Annotated in this window: 20 protein-coding genes; 12 read left to right on the top strand and 8 right to left on the bottom strand. The window is 31.6% G+C overall.

The window, feature by feature from the left end; translation table 11 throughout:
• From ACXJH6_RS05740 to ACXJH6_RS05730, 3 genes are all read left to right on the top strand, one after another.
• Nucleotides 1–301: S4 domain-containing protein (locus ACXJH6_RS05740; RefSeq protein ID WP_456470803.1), on the top strand; the 301-nt coding region annotated here is incomplete at its 5' end.
• Nucleotides 301–1,389: a nitronate monooxygenase gene (locus ACXJH6_RS05735; RefSeq protein ID WP_456470802.1), complete on the top strand. Its 1,089-nt coding sequence runs from the start codon at nucleotides 301–303 to the stop codon at nucleotides 1,387–1,389. The genes ACXJH6_RS05740 and ACXJH6_RS05735, both read left to right, overlap by 1 nt.
• The gene (locus ACXJH6_RS05730; protein WP_456470801.1) at nucleotides 1,386–2,672 is read left to right on the top strand and encodes an N-acetylmuramoyl-L-alanine amidase; all 1,287 of its coding nucleotides are present in this window, start codon (nucleotides 1,386–1,388) and stop codon (nucleotides 2,670–2,672) included. The genes ACXJH6_RS05735 and ACXJH6_RS05730 overlap by 4 nt, the downstream gene beginning before the upstream one ends.
• On the opposite strand, the gene ACXJH6_RS05725 is transcribed toward ACXJH6_RS05730, so the two are convergent.
• From ACXJH6_RS05725 to ACXJH6_RS05710, 4 genes are read right to left on the bottom strand one after another with little or no spacing between them, the layout of a single operon-like run.
• On the bottom strand, nucleotides 2,669–3,289 hold the full coding sequence (locus tag ACXJH6_RS05725) for a carbonic anhydrase (protein ID WP_456470800.1): 621 nt from the start codon (nucleotides 3,287–3,289) through the stop codon (nucleotides 2,669–2,671). The two genes, ACXJH6_RS05730 and ACXJH6_RS05725, sit on opposite strands and share 4 nt — an antisense overlap.
• Nucleotides 3,289–4,941 (bottom strand): potassium channel family protein, encoded by a 1,653-nt coding sequence (locus ACXJH6_RS05720; protein ID WP_456470799.1) that lies wholly within the window; start codon nucleotides 4,939–4,941, stop codon nucleotides 3,289–3,291. Before ACXJH6_RS05720 ends, ACXJH6_RS05725 begins: the two co-directional genes overlap by 1 nt.
• A gap of 6 nt (nucleotides 4,942–4,947) precedes the next feature.
• Complete coding sequence (locus ACXJH6_RS05715) at nucleotides 4,948–5,328, bottom strand: DUF6394 family protein (RefSeq protein ID WP_456470798.1); 381 nt, start codon at nucleotides 5,326–5,328, stop codon at nucleotides 4,948–4,950.
• Between the two features lie 29 nt (nucleotides 5,329–5,357).
• Nucleotides 5,358–6,539, bottom strand: coding sequence for a M20/M25/M40 family metallo-hydrolase (locus ACXJH6_RS05710; protein ID WP_456470797.1), 1,182 nt, complete (start codon nucleotides 6,537–6,539; stop codon nucleotides 5,358–5,360).
• A 39-nt stretch (nucleotides 6,540–6,578) separates the two neighbouring features.
• Here ACXJH6_RS05710 and ACXJH6_RS05705 point away from each other — a divergent pair, with 39 nt between their 5' ends.
• The 4 genes from ACXJH6_RS05705 to ACXJH6_RS05690 all read left to right on the top strand — a co-directional run bounded on the left by ACXJH6_RS05705 (nucleotide 6,579) and on the right by ACXJH6_RS05690 (nucleotide 9,581).
• Nucleotides 6,579–6,767, top strand: a complete 189-nt coding sequence (locus ACXJH6_RS05705) for a hypothetical protein (RefSeq protein ID WP_456470796.1) — start codon at nucleotides 6,579–6,581, stop codon at nucleotides 6,765–6,767.
• Between the two features lie 8 nt (nucleotides 6,768–6,775).
• Nucleotides 6,776–7,657 carry a tRNA 5-methoxyuridine(34)/uridine 5-oxyacetic acid(34) synthase CmoB gene (gene cmoB / locus ACXJH6_RS05700; protein ID WP_456470795.1) on the top strand — a complete coding sequence of 294 codons (882 nt, stop codon included), beginning with the start codon at nucleotides 6,776–6,778 and terminating at the stop codon, nucleotides 7,655–7,657.
• Between the two features lie 147 nt (nucleotides 7,658–7,804).
• The gene (locus ACXJH6_RS05695) at nucleotides 7,805–8,677 is read left to right on the top strand and encodes an aspartate carbamoyltransferase catalytic subunit (RefSeq protein WP_456470794.1); all 873 of its coding nucleotides are present in this window, start codon (nucleotides 7,805–7,807) and stop codon (nucleotides 8,675–8,677) included.
• Between the two features lies 1 nt (nucleotide 8,678).
• Nucleotides 8,679–9,581 (top strand): aminodeoxychorismate synthase component I, encoded by a 903-nt coding sequence (locus tag ACXJH6_RS05690; RefSeq protein ID WP_456470793.1) that lies wholly within the window; start codon nucleotides 8,679–8,681, stop codon nucleotides 9,579–9,581.
• Here the strand turns inward: ACXJH6_RS05690 and ACXJH6_RS05685 are convergent.
• The 3 genes from ACXJH6_RS05685 to glnA form a co-directional block, all read right to left on the bottom strand.
• On the bottom strand, nucleotides 9,578–10,414 hold the full coding sequence (locus ACXJH6_RS05685; protein ID WP_456470792.1) for a diguanylate cyclase: 837 nt from the start codon (nucleotides 10,412–10,414) through the stop codon (nucleotides 9,578–9,580). The genes ACXJH6_RS05690 and ACXJH6_RS05685 overlap by 4 nt on opposite strands.
• A gap of 124 nt (nucleotides 10,415–10,538) precedes the next feature.
• A complete protein-coding gene (locus tag ACXJH6_RS05680; RefSeq protein ID WP_456470791.1) occupies nucleotides 10,539–10,775 on the bottom strand; it encodes a response regulator in 237 nt (78 codons plus the stop codon).
• 69 nt (nucleotides 10,776–10,844) lie between these two features.
• Nucleotides 10,845–12,269, bottom strand: coding sequence for a type I glutamate--ammonia ligase (gene glnA, locus ACXJH6_RS05675; RefSeq protein ID WP_456470790.1), 1,425 nt, complete (start codon nucleotides 12,267–12,269; stop codon nucleotides 10,845–10,847).
• A gap of 92 nt (nucleotides 12,270–12,361) precedes the next feature.
• Between glnA and ACXJH6_RS05670 the strand changes: the two genes are divergently transcribed.
• From ACXJH6_RS05670 to ACXJH6_RS05655, 4 genes are read left to right on the top strand one after another with little or no spacing between them, the layout of a single operon-like run.
• On the top strand, nucleotides 12,362–12,943 hold the full coding sequence (locus ACXJH6_RS05670; protein ID WP_456470789.1) for an aminotransferase class IV: 582 nt from the start codon (nucleotides 12,362–12,364) through the stop codon (nucleotides 12,941–12,943).
• Nucleotides 12,928–14,442, top strand: coding sequence for a Na/Pi cotransporter family protein (locus ACXJH6_RS05665; protein ID WP_456470788.1), 1,515 nt, complete (start codon nucleotides 12,928–12,930; stop codon nucleotides 14,440–14,442). The genes ACXJH6_RS05670 and ACXJH6_RS05665 overlap by 16 nt, the downstream gene beginning before the upstream one ends.
• 25 nt (nucleotides 14,443–14,467) lie before the next feature.
• Nucleotides 14,468–16,207 (top strand): M3 family oligoendopeptidase, encoded by a 1,740-nt coding sequence (locus ACXJH6_RS05660; protein ID WP_456470787.1) that lies wholly within the window; start codon nucleotides 14,468–14,470, stop codon nucleotides 16,205–16,207.
• On the top strand, nucleotides 16,188–16,604 hold the full coding sequence (locus tag ACXJH6_RS05655; RefSeq protein WP_456470786.1) for a hypothetical protein: 417 nt from the start codon (nucleotides 16,188–16,190) through the stop codon (nucleotides 16,602–16,604). Before ACXJH6_RS05660 ends, ACXJH6_RS05655 begins: the two co-directional genes overlap by 20 nt.
• Here the strand turns inward: ACXJH6_RS05655 and ACXJH6_RS05650 are convergent.
• A complete protein-coding gene (locus tag ACXJH6_RS05650) occupies nucleotides 16,591–17,460 on the bottom strand; it encodes a LysR family transcriptional regulator (RefSeq protein ID WP_456470785.1) in 870 nt (289 codons plus the stop codon). The genes ACXJH6_RS05655 and ACXJH6_RS05650 overlap by 14 nt on opposite strands.
• A gap of 95 nt (nucleotides 17,461–17,555) precedes the next feature.
• Here ACXJH6_RS05650 and ACXJH6_RS05645 point away from each other — a divergent pair, with 95 nt between their 5' ends.
• Nucleotides 17,556–19,541: an ATP-dependent helicase gene (locus ACXJH6_RS05645; protein ID WP_456470784.1), complete on the top strand. Its 1,986-nt coding sequence runs from the start codon at nucleotides 17,556–17,558 to the stop codon at nucleotides 19,539–19,541.
• The last annotated feature ends 6 nt before the right edge of the window (nucleotides 19,542–19,547 follow it).

Here is a 19,547-nt window from a genome sequence, read left to right as displayed (position 1 = left end):
TGACAGATTTCATGGAAAAGGGGCCGGTATCAAAGCAAAAGAACATTTTGATAAAGTCCATAAACAGGGACAAATTCCAGATAATATAGAAACATTTGAAATTGAACCTATGAATGTGGTAGACGCCCTGGTCGTCACAAAACTTGCAAACTCCAAAAGCGAAGCCAGGCGTCATATTAAAGGCGGGGCTGTAAGGGTAAATCAGGAAAAAATCAGTGATCAGAATTTAATGCTTGAGAGCGGAAAAGAATATATTCTTCAAATAGGAAAAAGAAAATTCGCTAAAGTAAAGGTAAAATAATGAAGTCGCTAAAAATTGGAAAACACTTAATAAAATATCCGATTATTCAAGGCGGAATGGGACTTGGTATCAGCTGGGACAGACTTGCCGGAAACGTTAGCAAAGAAGGCGGTCTTGGAGTAATTAGCGCAGTCGGGACCGGGTATTACGAAAATAAAAAATACGCCAAAAAACAGGTAGAAGGCAGACCTCTTTTGGAAAAAGAGTTTTATAACCGTGACGCACTTTTTAAAATATTTGAAAACGCCAGAAAAATATGCGGCGATGCTCCTCTTGGATGTAATATTCTTTATGCCATAAACGATTACGGCAGAGTTGTAAAAGACGCCTGTGAAGCCGGAGCCAATATAATCATAACCGGTGCCGGGCTTCCGACCGATATGCCAGAATACACAAAAGATTTTCCAGATGTGGCTTTAGTACCTATAGTTTCAACCGACAGAGCTTTTAAAGTAATAGCCAGAAGATGGGAAAAAAGATATAAAAGACTCCCTGATGCAGTTATCGTAGAAGGTCCTCTAAGCGGTGGTCATCAGGGATTTAAATATGAAGAGTGTTTTAAAGAGGAAAATCAACTTGAAAATTTAGTCCCAAAAGTTAGAGAAGAAGTTGATAAATGGGATAAAAATATTCCAGTAATAGCCGCAGGAGGTATTTGGAACAGCGAAGATATAGTAAAATTTTTAAATTTAGGAGCTCAGGGTGTTCAAATAGGAACAAGATTTGCATTAACTTACGAATGCGACGCGAGCGACGAATTTAAGCAGACTTTATTAAATGCGAAAAAAGACGATATTATTCTTATGAAATCGCCTGTTGGATATCCGGCACGGGGAGTTAGAACAAAACTTATTGAAAAAGTGGAAAAAAAAGAAGGTCCTATTATAAAATGTATTTCAAACTGCGTACAGCCATGTCATAGAGGAGAAGAAGCCAGAAAAGTAGGATATTGTATTGCCGACAGATTGGCAGACGCATATGAGGGTGATTTGGAAAACGGTCTTTATTTCAGCGGAGCATATGCTTACAAAGCGGATAAATTACTTCATGTAAAAGAACTTATGGAGGAACTTACGCAGAGATTATGAAAAAATTTTTATTTTTTCTTTTTTTTGTTTTTGCTTTTGGATGTGATACGTCCTCATTCAACACAGCGTATCAGGATTATTACAAAAACCAGCAGCTTTATATAGAAGCTCTTTTGGATAATGACACACAAAAAGAGATAAAAGCCTTAAAAGAACTTATTAAATGCGGAAAATATTTAAATTTTGATATAAAAGAATATAAAAACAAACTTTTAAAATTAACAAAAAAACTTCAAAAAAAGAAAACAGCAACTAAAAAAAATTTTAAACCTTCCTCTTTTAAAAAATATCTAAAAATCCATACCACTAACCCCTTAAAAATATCCTTTCCAAAACAAGCTAAAATTAAACATTTTACTCTTAAAAACAGGCTTTATAAAGAAGTATTTGATATAAAAAATTCGATTACCCCATCCTTTATTACAAAAAAAATAGGAAATATCACTCTTAAAATAGCTCAATTCGATAAAAACACCGTAAGAATCGTATATTTCTCCAGAAAACCTTTCAAACTTAATTATAACATCAAAAACGATATATTATTTGTATCTTTAAATAACAAACAGGCTGTTAAAAAACAAAAAACACCGGCAAAAAAAACTCTCTTCTCCCATAAAAAAATTATAGTAATAGACCCAGGACATGGAGGAAAAGACAGCGGAGGGATAGGAATAGGCAGACGATATGAAAAACATGCTGTTTTATCCGTAGCAAAAAAACTGGCACAAGAATTAAAAAAAAGAGGTTATATTGTTTATTTGACAAGAAACAAAGATATATTTATTCCTCTTAAAAAAAGAACCCATTTTGCAAATGTCAAAAAAGCGGACCTTTTTATATCTCTTCACTGTAATATAGCCCCAAAACATTCAAAATCCCCAAACGGGATAGAAACATATTATCTCTCTCCAACAAGAAGCGAAAGAGCAATAAGAGTCGCCAAACTCGAAAACAGAGAAATAAAGGGTTTAAATTATTTAGACCAGAGAGTAATTTTGGGCTTTTTAAATAAAGACAGAATAATAGATTCAAACAAACTTGCAATCGATATCCAAAACGGTATGTTAAAAGAAATCAGAAAAAAATATTTTGTAAAAAACGGAGGAGTAAGACCAGCTCCTTTTTGGGTCCTTGTCGGAACTCAAATGCCGGCTATTTTAATAGAAATGGGATATCTGACAAATCCGATAGAAGCAAAAAGACTTTTTAACAACGATTATCAACAAAGAATAGCAAAGGGAATAGCAAAAGGAATAGACGAATATTTCAGAAAAAATTATTAATTAATAAGCTCAAATTCGTTTTTTTCTTTATTATAGTTATAAACTTCACCCGTTTCAATTATGTAATACCACCCTATTAATTTTAGTTTTCCGCTCTCAACCCTTTCTTTTACAAACGGATAACTCATTAAATTATCAAGCTGTTTTATGACATTGAGCTGTTCTACTTCCCATTCCCTTAATTTCGGGTCTTGTATGCTTTCTACGGTTTTTTTTACATCATCAATAATTTCAAGCCATTTTTTTACGTTAGGAAGCGCCTCAAGTTTTTCAGGCGGATAAAAGAGAGCTTTTAATCCACCACAGTTGCTGTGTCCGCAGACTAAAATATTTTCGACTTCCAAATATTTAACGGCATATTCAAGGGCACTTGCGGTACATTTATAAGTACCGTCGTTTAAATCGTACGGAGGCACTATATTTGCTATGTTTCTTATAACAAACACTTCACCGGGCATTGTTTTGGTTATTAAATTCGGCACAATCCTGCTGTCGCTGCAACCGATATAAAAAGTGTGCGGTTTTTGCCCTTCTTTTAATTCCTGAAAAAGCTCTTTATAATTTTCAAAATCCTCTTTTTTAAAATTCAAAACACCTTTAAAAAGTTTTTCGCTCATTATGTCTCCTTTTTGTTTAAAATATATTCAAGTTCGTATATGTTATTTACAATATATTCGAAATCATCAATATTTTCCTCATCAGCCGCTATTAACAGTTTATCGTTTATTTTTATTTCCGTATGCGGAGTCGGCATCAGTATCGTTTTTCCGTCTCTTTTTAATAAAAGATACACTATTTTTAAAATTTTGTTTCTGTCAGCCCTGGATTTCCTTATATCTCCGTACGTTACTTTTTCACCTTTTTTAAGCCTCCTGCAAAGTGCGTAAGCGTTTTTTTCATTTATTTCAATTTCATAATAAAGCGGATTTTCACCGGCTATCGTTTTTAACATATTTACGATAACTTCAGCCCATTCATTATCTTTTTTTCTTATTTCTTCAATAAAGGCATTCACAAGCGGCCTGGAAATAACCGTATAAGTATATTCCGCTAAAATTTTTTCCAAAACATATATTCTGTCAATTTTTGCGGCTTGAAATATAGTTAAATCCTCAAGTGAATTTTCTCTTGCTATTGTATAAATTTCAGGGTTTAATTCTTTTGCTTTATTTATAATGGTTAAATTCAGCAGGTCATTGTTAGTCGAAGCAATTATTGCATCAAATCTTTTAATATCAAGTTTTTCTAAATTTTTTTTATCTTCTTCATCCCCGAATATTACGCTGCCTTTTTTGGCTTTATACTCTTGGGTTTTAATATTAAAAATTTCATACTCGATACCAGCTCTTTTAAGTCCCTCTTCCAGCGCTTTTCCCATTCTTCCGTATCCGCAGATTAGATATTTTCCGTGTGGAAAAAGGTCCTTTTTCGAAAATTTAAGGCTGTGCCCGTATGCCCAAAGTTCTAAAAGCCAAATATAGGGAGAAGTGAGATTATAATAAATTCTGTCGGATATGATTTTAAAAGGGTTTTGTATATATTTAATCCCTAATGACTTATAATAATCAAACTGATTTTTTGAAGTTGCTTTTACTATTATATCGATATTTTTATTAAGAAGTTTGCAAACAGTGGCAATTTCCATATTTTTAGCGTCATCCTCAAACAAAGATATAACGCCTTTGCAGTTTTCAAGCCCGATTCCCGCAAGTTTTAACACGTTCTGATTTGTAGCGTCCCCCATTATAGCGGGAACATAAGGCTGAAAATTTTCAAGATGCAGTTCTTCTATTTTTTCTTCATTTTTATCAATTACTACAAATCTGTAACCCTTTTCACCCGCAAAATTAATAATATCTTTTGTTATTCTGTTATATCCTAATATAATATAAAATTTTTCTTTTAAACCTAAAACCTGTTTTCTGAATTTATTCGTATTTATGGCTTTTTTCAGCGTTTCATCCTGAATAAGCGAAACAATAGTCCCTATTCCGTAAAACCAGCCTATCACCGTTAAATAAATTGCAACCGTAACCCACAGCTTTTGAGGATAGGTAAAAGCGTAAGGGGATTCTCCAAAACCTATTGTGGTCGCCATATAGCTTATAAAATAAATAGCATCAAAAAAATTAAGATAATAAACATTTCCTTTATCATCAACTCCCGGTATCAGCATCATTCCGAGAATTGAAATTGAAAAAGTAACTATAATAACCAGAAACGGCGCTCTTAATTTTTTTAAAATAATCCAAATAAGTTGGTTGTCCATAATTAATTATCTTTTAGATTTTAGCGTATCACCGATAAAAAGTATTACCGATACAAGATTTGCCAAAAAAGCACCTCCTGAAAGTGAAACAATTGTAACCGAAGTTGTAACGGTAAATTTCTGAACCCCGTAAAGTGCCACCGCCCATACGGCAGCAGACGCCAACAACTGCAAATCTGCAACCAGACTCGTTGCCAAAAGTACGGCTCCAAGCTGGGTTTTATCGCCTAATTTAAGAATTGTCGCTATCAAATTCACTATGATTGTAAAAAAAAGCTCATACGCGCTGTGCTGTTCAATTACCGTAGGATCCCCGTAAACAAATCCGAAATTAAGCGTCATTGCTAAAATAAAGAAAAAACCCGAAATTATTTTATGAGTATTCACAGCTTTTCCTTTTTAAACTAATTTTTTTATTATAACATATCAACAAGCTTAGCTACGGTTTCATATATTTTTTTTACCGATTCGATTTTTACCCTTTCTCTTATTGAATGAGGGTTTTCTATAATAGGACCGTAAGAAGCCATTTTAATATCAGGAAATTTATTTTTAAGTACCGCACACTCAAGCCCTGCATGAATTACTTTTAATTGAGCTTTTGTTATCTCTTTTAATAAATCGGTAAATTCGTTTTCTTCAGGCTCCCATGCAGGATATTCTCCATCAAATTGAACATCCGCCCCTTTTGTTTTAGATAAAATATATTCTTTAACTTCTTTTAATTTTTCGCTGCTGTTAGCCCGTGCGCTAAGTACTGCTTTAAATCCGTCGAGCAAAGCAAAATTAACGGATTTACTTGGAACTTTATATTTAAAGTCATATTCTAGTACTCCATGAGGAAGCTCTTTTAAAAAATGGATATATTTTTCATCATATACCTCAAATTCTTCAATACCTTCGAATATCTCTTCGCTTACAGCCCTTACGGGAATGGAATTTTTTCTTTCCCCTCCTTTAAGATACGCTGTATTTTTAACTCTTTTTAAAAGCTCTACTATAGCGTTTGGAAGATTTTTATCTATATCCACTCCGCTATGACCTCCTGGAAGTTTATCTACTGTTATTTCCCCTTTTGTTCCGTAAACTTTTTTTACACTTTTAGGATATTTTATCCTTGCATCAACCCCTCCTGCACATCCTATATAAATATTCTCATCTTCACTATCTAAATTTAAAAGATATTTTGATTTTATCTGATGCTCTAAATTAAAAGCCCCTATTAACCCTATTTCTTCATCATTGGTAAACAAAAATTCAAGAGGTTTTTTTTGAGAAATTAAATACAACATAATAGCCACACCTATTCCGTTATCCGCTCCTAAAGAAGAATCTTCCGCCATAAGCCATCCGTTTTCTTCAACTATTTTTATATCAGGCGCCTTTCCGACACAAACCATATCGTAATGCGACTGAAGGCATAAAACCGGCTCACCTTTTACCGCCAAAATATTACCGGCTTTGTCAACATTTACCTGATATTCAAAATTTTCACACCAACTTATTATAAAATCTCTCATCTCTTCGGTGTTACCGCTGCAATGAGGAATTAATACCAGCTTTTTAAAAATATTTAAAATTTGATTTATATCTTTCATATTTATCCTTTGATATAATTTTATAAAAAAGAAAGTAAAATGAAATATTTTTTGTTTATAATACCATTTTTATTTGTGGGATGTGTTACTAAAAAAGGAATTTCTTTTAAATATTATCAAAATTGTGAAGAAAATTACGGTTTATACGGTACATATTATAAAGAATGCGATTACGATATAAAATTTAAAAAGAAAAAACCTCTGCCTCCTTGCCTGGAGTGTAATTAAGGACCAAAATGAATATAAAAGAGATATTAAAAGAAAGAAAATCATGGTTTGAATGGAAAAATATTAAACCCTTAAAAGAAAAATTAAATACTTTTCACATAAAAAACGCCGAATATAAATTAAACGACACAATAGAAGTAAAAACTGATGAAAATTTAATGCCCGAAATCAAAGAATTGGCGCTTATGTTAAAACCATGGAGAAAAGGGCCTTTTAAAATAAACGATCTTTTTATAGACAGCGAATGGAAAAGTTATATAAAATGGAACTCGCTAAAACCTCATTTAAACTTAGAAAATAAAGATATTCTTGATGTTGGCTGCAACAACGGATATTATATGTTTAGAATGCTTGAAATGAATCCAAAAAGCATAACTGGTTTTGACCCAAGCGTACTTTTTAATCTTCAATTTGATTTTATTAATCAATTTATAAAAAGCAATATCGATTATAAACTCTTAGGAGTCGAGCATATTCCGTATTATGAAAAAAAATTTGACGTTATTTTTTGCATGGGGGTTTTATACCACAGACGCGACCCTATTGATATGCTAAAAGAGCTAAAAGCCGGGCTAAAAAAAGACGGAGAAGTAATACTTGACACGTTAATAATAGAAGGAAATGGAGATATTGCTTTATGTCCCGTAAGATATGCAAAAATGAAAAACGTCTATTTTATTCCCACTTTAAAAGCTCTTTATAATTGGATAGAAAAAGCAAAATTTTCAAATGTGGAATTTATAGGAAAACGATATACCACCACTTACGAACAGCGCAAAACAGAATGGATAGATGGTGAAAGTTTGGAAAATTTTTTAAGTAAAGATGAAACGAAAACAATTGAGGGGTACGAACCACCCCTTCGATGTTATTTAAAACTTAAATATTAAGCTTCTGGCGTTGCTTTCATCATATAATAATAAACAAGGGCTATAAATGCAAACGTAGTAACAAAACCTGATACTATAATTAATCCAAAATCCATTTTTTCTCCTTTTTTATAAGTTTATAGTAAAATTATACAAAAAAGGAAGTAAATGTCAAAACATTTAACCCATACCAAAGATTTTTCAAAAGAAGAGATATTACAATTATTTTCATATGCAAAAAAGTATCTAGATGAAAAAAAAAGAGATGATTTAAAAGGAAAACTTATTATTAACATATTTTTTGAAAACTCCACAAGAACAAGAAGCAGTTTTGAGATAGCCGCTTTAAGACTCTCAGCAGACGTTGTAAATTTGGATGTGGCAAGAAGCTCTACGGCAAAAGGAGAAACACTTTTTGATACCGCCGCAAATCTTGATGCAATGGGGCCCGATGCAATCGTGGTTCGTCACAACAGGGCCGGAGTGCCTAAAATTTTATCAAACTATGTAAAATGCTCTATTATAAATGCTGGAGACGGAGCTCATCAACATCCAACCCAAGGACTACTGGATTTGTTTACCCTATTTCAAAAATGGGACAGCTTAGAAAATAAAAAAATAGCAATAGTGGGAGACATTAGAAACAGCAGAGTTGCAAACAGCGATATAGAACTGTTTACAAGATTCGGAGCAAAAGTTTTATTGGTAGGGCCTCCTCACTTTTTACCTAAAACACACCTTCCTATAACCCATAATATAAAAGAAGCGGTGGAATTTGCAGATGCTATAATATCGTTAAGAACTCAGACGGAAAGACACCAAACCCCTACATTCGCATCGTTAAAAGATTACGCCCAAAATTTTAAAATTACAAAAGAATTAATAAAAGACAAACAAATATACATAATGCACCCCGGACCCGTTCATAGAAACATAGACATTGACGACGAAGTACTTGCGGATAAAAGATGTCTTGTACTTGAACAGGTTAAAAACGGCGTTGCCGTGAGAATGGCCATTTTAAAACATTTAATAGGATAACATGAAATTTTTTTTAATAGATTTTAATGGAAACACTTATGTAGAAAAAGTTAACAACCTTCAAAATATATATTTTTCTTTTCCTTCTTTTTCAAATCATAATTTTAAAAGCGGTAAAAAATGTTTTATTATTCAAAAATCCCCTATTTCATATTTAAAATATAAAAAAGCGTTTAATAAAGTTATAAAAGAAATAAAAAAAGGAAATACCTACCTTTTAAATTTAACGTTTCCTACCAAAATTAAAACAAACTGCTCTTTAATGGAAATATTTGCTTCTTCTCAAGCACCCTTTAAACTCTTTTTTAAAGACAGATTCGTATGTTTTTCCCCTGAAAGATTCGTTAAAATAGATAATAACAAAATTTATACTTACCCTATGAAAGGGACAATAGACGCTTCTATAAAAAACGCCAAAGAAAAAATACTGACAAATACCAAAGAAATGGCAGAACATACAATGGTAGTGGATTTACTAAGAAACGACCTGGGAATAATAGGTAAAAACGTAAAAGTAAATAAATTCAGATTTATTGATAAAATCAAAGCAGGAGATAAAGAACTTTTACAAGTAAGCAGTGAAATAGAAGCTACTTTAAATAATTGGCAAAAAAACTGGATTGATATTATTCAACAGATGCTTCCCGCAGGTTCTGTAACAGGCACACCTAAGAAAAAAACGGTGGAAATAATAAAACAAACGGAAAAATACCACAGAGGCTTTTATACAGGTATATTTGGCATAACGGATGAAAAAACATTTTTAGACAGTGCGGTAATAATAAGATACATAGAAAAAAAAGACGGTTTATTTTATTATAAAAGCGGAGGGGGTATAACAATTGACAGCGACCCGAAAGACGAATATGAAGAGCTTATCAAAAAAGTTTATATTCCAAATTAAAAAGTTATTTTATCCCTTCCATCCTCTTTTGATTTATAAAGCCTTTCATCCGCTATTTTAATCATTTCCGCCAAAGACTCCCCTTCATCAGCTATTCCCGCCGAAAAAGTATATTTTATATCTTTATAAGGTTTAAGAGCCTTTTTTATTTTATAAATAACTATAGCCGCTTCTTTTTTTGAAGTATTAGGCATAAATATTAAAAATTCCTCTCCCCCGTATCTAACTAAAACATCGCTTTTTCTGACAGAGTTTTTTATTGTGTTTACAAAATGTTTGAGAATTTCATCCCCTATCTGATGACCGTATGTGTCATTAATCTTTTTGAAAAAGTCTATATCAAGCATAGCGATAGATTTAGTTTCATATATATTAAATGCGTTTTCTAAAATATGTTCAAGATAAAATCTGTTATAAGCTCCCGTTAAAGGGTCTTTTTTAAGTTGATTTTCTATTTTTCTCATATTATCGTAAACATCTAAAAGATTATTGACCCTTATCATAAGCTCTTCTTTTAAAAAGGGTTTTTTCAGATAATCATTTGCTCCAAGCTTTAACGTTTTTAAAAATTTATTCGTATCTTCATTTCCAGAAATCACTATTATTGGAAGAGAATTCATACTATAATTTTCCCTGACTTTTGCTATAAGTTCTTCCCCGTCCATTTCCGGCATCACCAAATCGGTTATTAACAAATCAATATTTTCCTCTTTCAAAATTTCAAGGGCTCTTTTCCCATTTTCAGATTCAAATACATTTAATTTGATTTTTTTTAAAATTTCTTTTTCATGTTTTCTTATAATTTTAGAATCTTCCACTATTAAAACATTCAAATCTTTATTTTTTCCAAGCCTTTTTATAAGTTTTACCAGATATTCTATAGAATGAATATCTTCTTTGATAATATAATCAATTACTTTTGTTTTTAAAGAGGATTTTAAAAAATCATCTTCAAATTTAGTAATAACTATAACATATATCTGAATATTTCAATATATATTCTAAGTGTTCGTTGTTTTCAACATCTGGAAGAGAAATATTTATTATAAAAAGGTCATAATCCGACAAATTTTTTTCTTTTAACTCTTTAAAAGAAGAAACTAATTCACATTTTATGTTTACAAGATATTTTTCCAGGTAGTTTTTGAGAAGTTTTAAATAAATAAAATCATTATCAGCTATTAATATTCTCATATAAAAAAGCCTTTTTTCCCTTTTTTAAATTATATCAAAAAAGGAGAAAAAAAGCTCCCCTTAGAGTAATTAACAAGAATATGTAGTAATAAATTCATATGGATGAGGTCTTCCCTCCCACGGCCAGATTTCAGATTCAAATTTATAATGTTGATAAGTTTGAATAAAATCTTCTGTCATTACATTACCCTGTTTGAACAGCTCTTTATTTTTAAGCATTTCTTCAACCGCTTCTCTTAAAGTATGAGGAAGCTGTCTTATTCCTTTTTCTCTAATTTCGTCAAGAGTCAATTCAAATAAATCGATTTCCATCGGTTCACCCGGGTCGATTTCATTTTTAATTCCTTCAAGTCCTGCCATTAAAAGCGCTGTAAATGCCAGATACGGACAAGACGAACTATCAGGGAATCTAAATTCGGCTCTTACTGATTTTTCCCCTGCTCCCCAAGGAATTCTGCAGCTTGCACTTCTGTTTTTAGCAGAATATGTAAGAATTGAAGGCGCTTCAAATCCAGGAATTAATCTTTTATAAGAGTTAGTTGAAGCGTTTGTAAATGCCGCAACTGACGGAGCGTATTTTAAAACTCCACCGATAAAGTTAAGACCTAACTTACTTAAATTCGCATACCCGTCACCATAAAAAAGGTTTTTTCCGTCTTTCCATAAAGAGATGTGAGTATGCATTCCGCTTCCGTTATCTCCGTAAAGAGGTTTTGGCATAAATGTCGCTGTTTTTCCGTTTAAATGAGCCACCATTTTTACAACGTATTTAAGTTTTTGAACGTTATCGGCAGCTTCAATTAAAGTACCGAATTTAACTCCGATTTCACCCTGACCCTGAGCAACTTCATGATGTAAAACAAATGTTTGAAGTCCTACCTCTTTTAATACTTTTGCCATTTCGGCCCTTAAATCCATCATGCTATCAACCGGAGGTACTGGGAAATATCCGCCTTTTGTTCTTGGTCTGTGACCGATATTCAGTTCATCCCCAAATTCAGCCACATAATCGTTCCAAGCACCCTCAGCCGTATCCACTTCATAACACTGAGCGTTAATTTCATCTCTAACTACTACATTTTCAAATACGAAAAATTCATTCTCAGGTCCAAAATATGCAGTATCGGCAATTCCTTGTTCTTCCATATATTTTAAAGCTTTTTTAGCAATACTTCTTGGACATTTTTCATAAGGAGTTCCGTCAGTGTTATAAACATCACAAAATACCACCATTGTAGGGTCCGCTGTAAACGGGTCAACAAAGTGGGTTCCTATTTCAAGGTCTGGTTTTAATACCATATCAGATTCGTTAATAGGCTGCCATGCGGGAATTGAACTACCGTCAAACGGAAGTCCGTTTCTTAAAATTTCTTCATCAATCGCATCGATGTCATAAGTTACGTGATGCCATACGCCTTTAATATCTGTAAACCTAAAATCAACGAATTCAATTTCTCTGTCTTTGCATTCTTGGATAAATTCTTTGATTTTCATTTGCTCTCCTTTTTAAAATTTGAAATAATTATAACTAAGTTAAAATAAAATTTTTCTTAAAAAATGTATAAATTTTAATCAACGGAGTCAAAATGGAATTTATAGAAACGTTACTCATAAAAAACGCTCAAATTCAAAATTTTAAATATCATCTTTCAAGGGTCCAAAAAAGCTATAATTATTTTAAATGGAAATTTAACTTAAAAGAGTGGGAAGAGTTAAGAAAAAAACATTGGGAAAAAGAAACATCAAGATTGAGAATCACATATTCCGCTTACGGTATAAAACTTATAGAAACCTTTCCTTTAAAAAAAAGAGAATTTAAAAAATTTAAAATTGTCAAAATCAATTTTGATTATTCTTTTAAATATAAAAATAGAAAACATTTTGAAAAGATTCACAATCAATACAGAGGTTACGATGAATTTATTTTAGTAAAAAACGGTTTTATTACGGACACTACCATATCAAATCTGGCTTTTTTTACGGGAAAAGAGTGGGTTACTCCAAAATATCCGCTGCTTAAAGGCACAAAAAGAGAAGAATTGTTAAAAAAAGGTTTTTTAAAAGAAGAAATAATAAAACTAAGCGATTTAAGATTTTTTAAAAAATTCGCTATGATAAACGCTATTTTAGATTTCGAGGAAAAAGAGATGTCATGTATCAAATTTTAAGTTTTTTAGCGGGTCTTGGTATTTTCATATTTGCTATGTCTCTTTTGGAAGAAAGTATAAAAAATATCGGTTTAAAAAAATTAAAAGACTTCGTTAAAAAATATACAAATACTATTTATGGAGGAATTCTCACCGGAATAGCAATAACCGCTCTTATACAATCCTCATCTGCCACAACCGTAATAGTCCTTGCTCTTGTAGGGGCCGGAATTATGCCGCTTAAAAACGCTATAGGAATTATTTTCGGAGCAAATATCGGAACAACAGTAACTACATGGATAGTCGCTCTTTTGGGTTTTAAACTTAAAATAACACTTTTATCAAATCCTCTTCTTATAATAGGAGCACTGGGATACCTGCTTGCGGAAAACAAAAAATATAAAAATCTGTTTTTATTTATGGTGGCGTTTGGCTTGGTGTTTATAGGTCTGGAATTTATGAAAGAGAGTATGAAAGAAATAGCGAATACAATAGACCTCAGTAAATATCAAAACTACAACTTTTTATTTTATGTGGGTCTTGGAATAGTAATAACGGCAATAATACAGTCTTCTTCGGCAACAACAGCTATAGTTTTAACAGCCTTGGCAGAAGGGGTTATAGAATATAAAATAGCCCTTCTTATCATAATAGGAGCCAACATAGGAACTACCATAACAGCCTGGCTTGGAAGCATAGGTAAAGATTACAATAAAAAAAGAGTCGCCTTAATCCATACCGTTTTTAACATAACAACCGCTCTATTGGTATTGGCTATTTTAAATCCTTTAAGTAAACTAACTCTTTTTATATCAAAAAACGACTATATAATAGCCGTCTCTATTTTTCATACAGTATTCAACGTTCTTGGAGTTTTAATTATGCTTCCTTTTGTAAATATGCTAGAAAAATTTTCAAAATTAATATTTAAAGAAAAACCGGTAATAGTAACCAAATATATAACCCATATAGACACGTCTTTACCTGAAATTGTAAATGAGGCTCTTCATAAAGAACTTAAAAGATTTATAAAAAAATCCCTAAAATTTTATTTACACACTTTTAAAATTTCTTCAAAAGCTTTTAAAAACCCAGATTATCTAAATCTTTTTATAGATTACGATATAGAAAAAGAGTATTCTTTACTTAAAAAACTCTCTTCCGAAATAGAAAAAACGGCTCTTGAAGTCAACAACGACGAAATACTTAAAATTCTTTATAAAATAACCCTCTCAAATAAACAGATAAAAGACATAGCCCATAACATAGATGAATTTTTATTTGACGATAATGAATTCTTAAAAACATACATCATGCAAATAAGAAATAAACTTTTAGTTTTTGCAAAAGAATTTTACGAATGGTTTAAACACGGAGGTAAAAAACCTGAATTTAAAGAAATAACCATAGATATCACACTTGCCATTAAAGAAAATAAAATAAGCCCTTATATCTCCATAACATTGCTAAACGTAAACTATTATATAAACAACGCTATTAAAAATTTAATAGATATTTGATAAAATACAATAAAAAAGGAAACAAATGAACTGGGACTTATCAGCGCTTTTTGATTCTGTTACAGAAGCTGAAGAATTTTTAAAACAAGCAATTTTCAGAGCAAAAGATTTTGAAAAAAAATATAAAAACAGATTATATACTTTAACCCCTGCAGAATTTATAGAAGTTTTAAAAGAATATGAAGAAATTTGGGAAAATATCGGAAGAGCCCTCACTTATATCTATCTTCAATTCGCTACAGATTCAAGTAAAGGCCCTTTTTTAGCGAAATTTCAAGAACTTGCAACACAGGCGGAAGAACATTTAATCTGGTTTGAACTTGAATTCATCCACCTTCCAATCGACAAACAACAAAGATTTATAGATAACGCCGGAGTTTATAAATATTATCTTATTCATTTACAAGAAGAAGCCCCTTATAAACTCAGCGAAAAAGAAGAAAAAATACTTATGAAAAAAGATTTAACATCAAACAGCGCTTTTACAAGACTGTTTGACGAAAGCTTAAGCAGGATAAAATTTTTCTTTGAAGGTAAAAAGTTAAGTGAAGAAGAAGTCTTAAGTAAACTATATTCGCCTGATAGAAACGAAAGAAAAAAAGCGCAGGTCAGCCTGACTCTTGGATTAAAACCTCATCAGGAACTGTTAGCTTATATCTACAATCAGGTAAAAAAAGACTGGAAAATAGATTATCTTGAAATCAGAGGATATGACGAACCGGAATCTCCGAGACATCTGGCAAACAGAGTCAGTAAAAAAAGTGTTGACGCACTGGTAAATACCGTAAATTCAAACACTTTTATCGTAGAAGATTACTATAACATAAAAAAAGAACTTTTAGGATATGAGAGGCTTTATGATTACGATAGATACGCTCCTATTAAACTGAGTGACAAAACTCCTGAAATTTCATATGAAGAAGCAAAAGAGCTGGTCTTAAAAGCTTTTAAAAATTTCTCACAGACATTTTATGAAATAGCTAAAAAAGCATTTGAAGAAGGATGGATAGATGTCTATCCAAAAGAAGGTAAAAGAAGCGGCGCTTTTTCACACTCGGCTACTCCAGCCGCCCACCCTTATGTACTTTTAAACTACACCAATCAAAGAAGAGACGTATTTACACTGGCTCACGAACTGGGTCACGCCATACATCAGTACCTGGCAAAAGACGTTGGATACTTAAACCAGGACACCCCTTTAACAACGGCTGAAACGGCAAGTATTTTTGCTGAAATGCTTTTATTTGAAGAGATTAAAAAAACTCTCTCAAAAGAAGAGCTTATAGAAACATACGCGGCAAAACTTGAAGATATTTTCGCAACTCTTTTCAGACAGATAGTATTTACGAATTTTGAAAGAAGAGTTCACAGTTTTGACGAACTAAAACCGGAAGAATATAATAAACTGTGGATGGAAGAAAACCAAAAAATGTTTGGTGAGAGCGTATATCTTACAAAAAATTATGAAATCTGGTGGAGTTATATTCCTCATTTTATACACTCTCCTTTTTATTGTTATGCATACTCGTATGCCCAGCTTTTAGTACTTAGTCTTTATAAACTGTATAAAGAGGGATTTGAAAATTTTGAAGAAAAATACATTGAATTTTTAAAACAAGGCGGAAGTATTCCTCCAAAAAAACAGTTCGCCACACTTTTTAATTTAAATATAGAAAGTGAGGATTTTTGGGAAAAAGGCATTAATGTCGTAAAAGATATGTTAAAAGAATTCAAGGAGAGCGTAAATGATTATAGAAAACAGTGATTTTAGGAAATTAAAGGAAAAACACGCAAAAGAGATTTTATCTTTTTTGCTTGATTTACAAGAAGAATTCAGTATAGTATGTGCTTATGAAGACATAGATTTTTCTCCAAAACTACCCGAACATATCTCCAGCGCATTTAAAGACGTAATAATATTTATCTTAGCAAATTACACTCTCTCAACCGCAAAAATAGAGGGTGAAAATCTAATATTTGAAGCTGGATTTGGGGAAGAAAATTTCGGAAGTGTAGTAACAGTCCCGATAGAAAACATCATTCAGATTTTAGAAGACGAAACTCCTCTTTTTATAAATGTGGCAGCTACACTGCCTAAACCTAAAAAGCCTAAAAACCCTTTTGAGCTAAATCCTAGAAACAAAAAATTTATGAGCGAATAAAGCTTAAAATCGCTTCTATATCTTTTGTTTTTTCTTTATATGTCATATATATTTTTCTTTTAAGATTTAAATCCTTAATTTTAGCCGCAAATAATTTTTTTTCTTTAAGTTCGTCTTTTATAACCATTTTTGAAATAATGGATACAACCTGCTCATGGGAATTCATAACGGTAAACTTCAATGCCGTAGAATTATGAACGATACTTATGATGTTAAGCATATCGCATTCAAAATGTTTTTCTTCAAATTCTTTTTTTATAAATTCTCTTGTAGAAGAATGAGGCTCTCGACATATCATTTTATAATTTTTTAAATCATCAAGGTCTATTGTAGGAGGAAGGGGTTTATTGGAAAAAAACACCAGCTCATCTTCTAGCCATTCAACATAATTAAGACCGTTATTTTTTTTCTTTGTAACAAAAGCCAAATCTATAGCGGAGTTTTTAACGTCTTCAAATAAAGCATCATTACTTTTAATTATAAGATTAATTTCTTTACCTATAAGGGTTTTAAAATATCTTATACACTCAGGAAGATTATAGTTTCCCACAGTAGGACTAGCCCCTATTAAAAAAGGAGAATCTAAGTTTTTAAATTTTTCTATCTTTTTATCAAAATCTTCTAAAAAATTTTCAAATTCATTTGCTATTTTTAAAAAATTTTGCCCGTCCTTCGTAAGGATAACCCCATTTTTCTTTCTTTCAAAAAGAGTAACTCCTAAAAAATTTTCCAAAATTCGAATCTGCTGGGTTACAGCCGGCTGAGAAATTCCTAATATTTTACTGGCTTTTGAAAAACTGGACTCTTTATTAATTACCAAAAACGTATAAATTTTATCCAAATACTTAATAACCATCTCCCCACTTTAATATTTTTTATAAGAATTATAACTAAAACTTATAACTTTTTGCAAAAATTTTTTTGATATAATTAAAATAAAAAGTGAGGAATATGAAATTTTTAGAAGAATTAAATGAAGCACAAAAAAAAGCCGCTACGCATATAGACGGTGCTCTACTTATATTAGCGGGGGCCGGAAGTGGAAAAACAAAAACAATTACCACCAGACTTGCTTATCTTCTATCTTTAGGAATAGACCCGGCAAGCACACTTACCCTGACTTTTACGAATAAAGCCGCAAGCGAAATGAAACAAAGAGCCCTTAATTTAATTGGAGACAATATATCTCATCCGCCGTTACTCCTTACATTTCACAAGTTCGGGCTTATATTTTTAAAACTTTATATACATCTTTTAAATAGAAACAATAATTTTGTTATTATCGACAGTGACGACCAGAAAAAAATATTAAAATCCATATCTTCGGATTTACCTCCAAATTTTATGAGCAAAGAGATAAGCAAATACAAAAATTCTTTTTTGTCTCCGGATGAAGTTTATAACTTGGCAAATGAAAAAGTTTATAAACAGATGGCTTTAATTTATGATAAATATCAAAAATATCTTCTTGAAAACAATTTGGTAGATTTTGATGATTTATTATTATTAACATACCAAATTCTAAATGAAAATGAAGACCTGGCAAAAGAAATAAGTAACAAATACCAATACATTATGGTAGATGAATATCAGGATACCAATGAAATTCAACTTTTACTTTTAAAAAAACTGTGCTTAACCCATAGTAATATATGTGTAGTAGGAGACGACGACCAAAGCATTTACGGCTTTAGAGGGGCAAACCACAAAAATATTTTAGAATTTGAAAAAGATTTTAACGCAAAGGTTATTAAACTCGAACTGAATTACCGCTCTACCAATCAGATACTAAAAGCTGCAAACAATCTTATAAGTTTTAATAAAAACAGATATGATAAAAAACTGATATCGGCATTAGGAGATGGAAAAGAGGTCGAAGTTATAGAAAACTTTAATGAAGTGGCAGAAGCTGAAACAATAGCAAAAAGAATAAAAAAATTAATTCAAAACGGCGTTTCTCCAAATGAAATAGCTGTTCTTTACAGAATAAACGCACTTTCCCGGTCTATTGAAGATGGACTTAGAAGTTACGGCATTAACTACAAATTAGTCGGAGGTATGAAATTTTACGAAAGAGAAGAAATAAAAGATTTGATAAGTTACTTACGCCTTATAGTAAATCCCAACGATGATTACTCATTTAAAAGAGTGGTAAACAAACCCCGAAGAGGAATAGGAAAAACAACTTTAATAAAACTTGAAGAAGCAAAAAAGGATAAATCTTTTATAGAATTTATAAAAGAAGACGACCTTAATTTTATCAGTAAAAAAGCAGCTAAAACCTTAAAAGATTTTGTCCAGTTTATAAACTTTTTAAGTAAGCTTCCTATTGAAGAAATTCCTGAAATTTTAGAAGAGAATATAAATCTTTCAACTTCTTATAAAGACGAGGATAAAAAAAGAAACGTAGAAGAATTTTACGGAATGATAAGAGAAAAAAAAGATTTAACTTTAAGAGAATTTTTAAACGAACTCTCTCTTGAAAGCGACCAGGACAAACTATCTGATGCTTTAATAAACGTTATGACCATTCACGCAAGCAAGGGACTTGAGTTTGAACATCTTTTCGTTATAGGATTGGAAGAAGGATTTTTCCCTTTAAACGATGCCGATATAGAAGAAGAGAGGCGACTAGCTTATGTAGCCATTACAAGAGCAAAAAAAGAACTGGTACTTTCTTATACAAAAAGCAGATATTTAAGAGGACAAAGAACTCATGTGAACAAAAGCAGATTTTTAACGGAAGCCGGCCTTATAAAAGGCAAAGTAGCCCTTAAAGAATCAAATTCTTTAAAAGTCGGGTCCCTTGTAAAACATAAAGTATTCGGCACCGGAAGAGTTATAGGCATAAATAAAGCGGGAAATAAAAAGAAACTTAAAATAGATTTTGGAGGAAGCGTTAGAGAAATTTTAAGCGATTTTGTGGAAAAAATATAAAAGAGG

It is taken from the genome of Caminibacter sp. (genome assembly GCF_053999135.1).
This window is presented reverse-complemented; position numbering and strand designations above follow the sequence as displayed.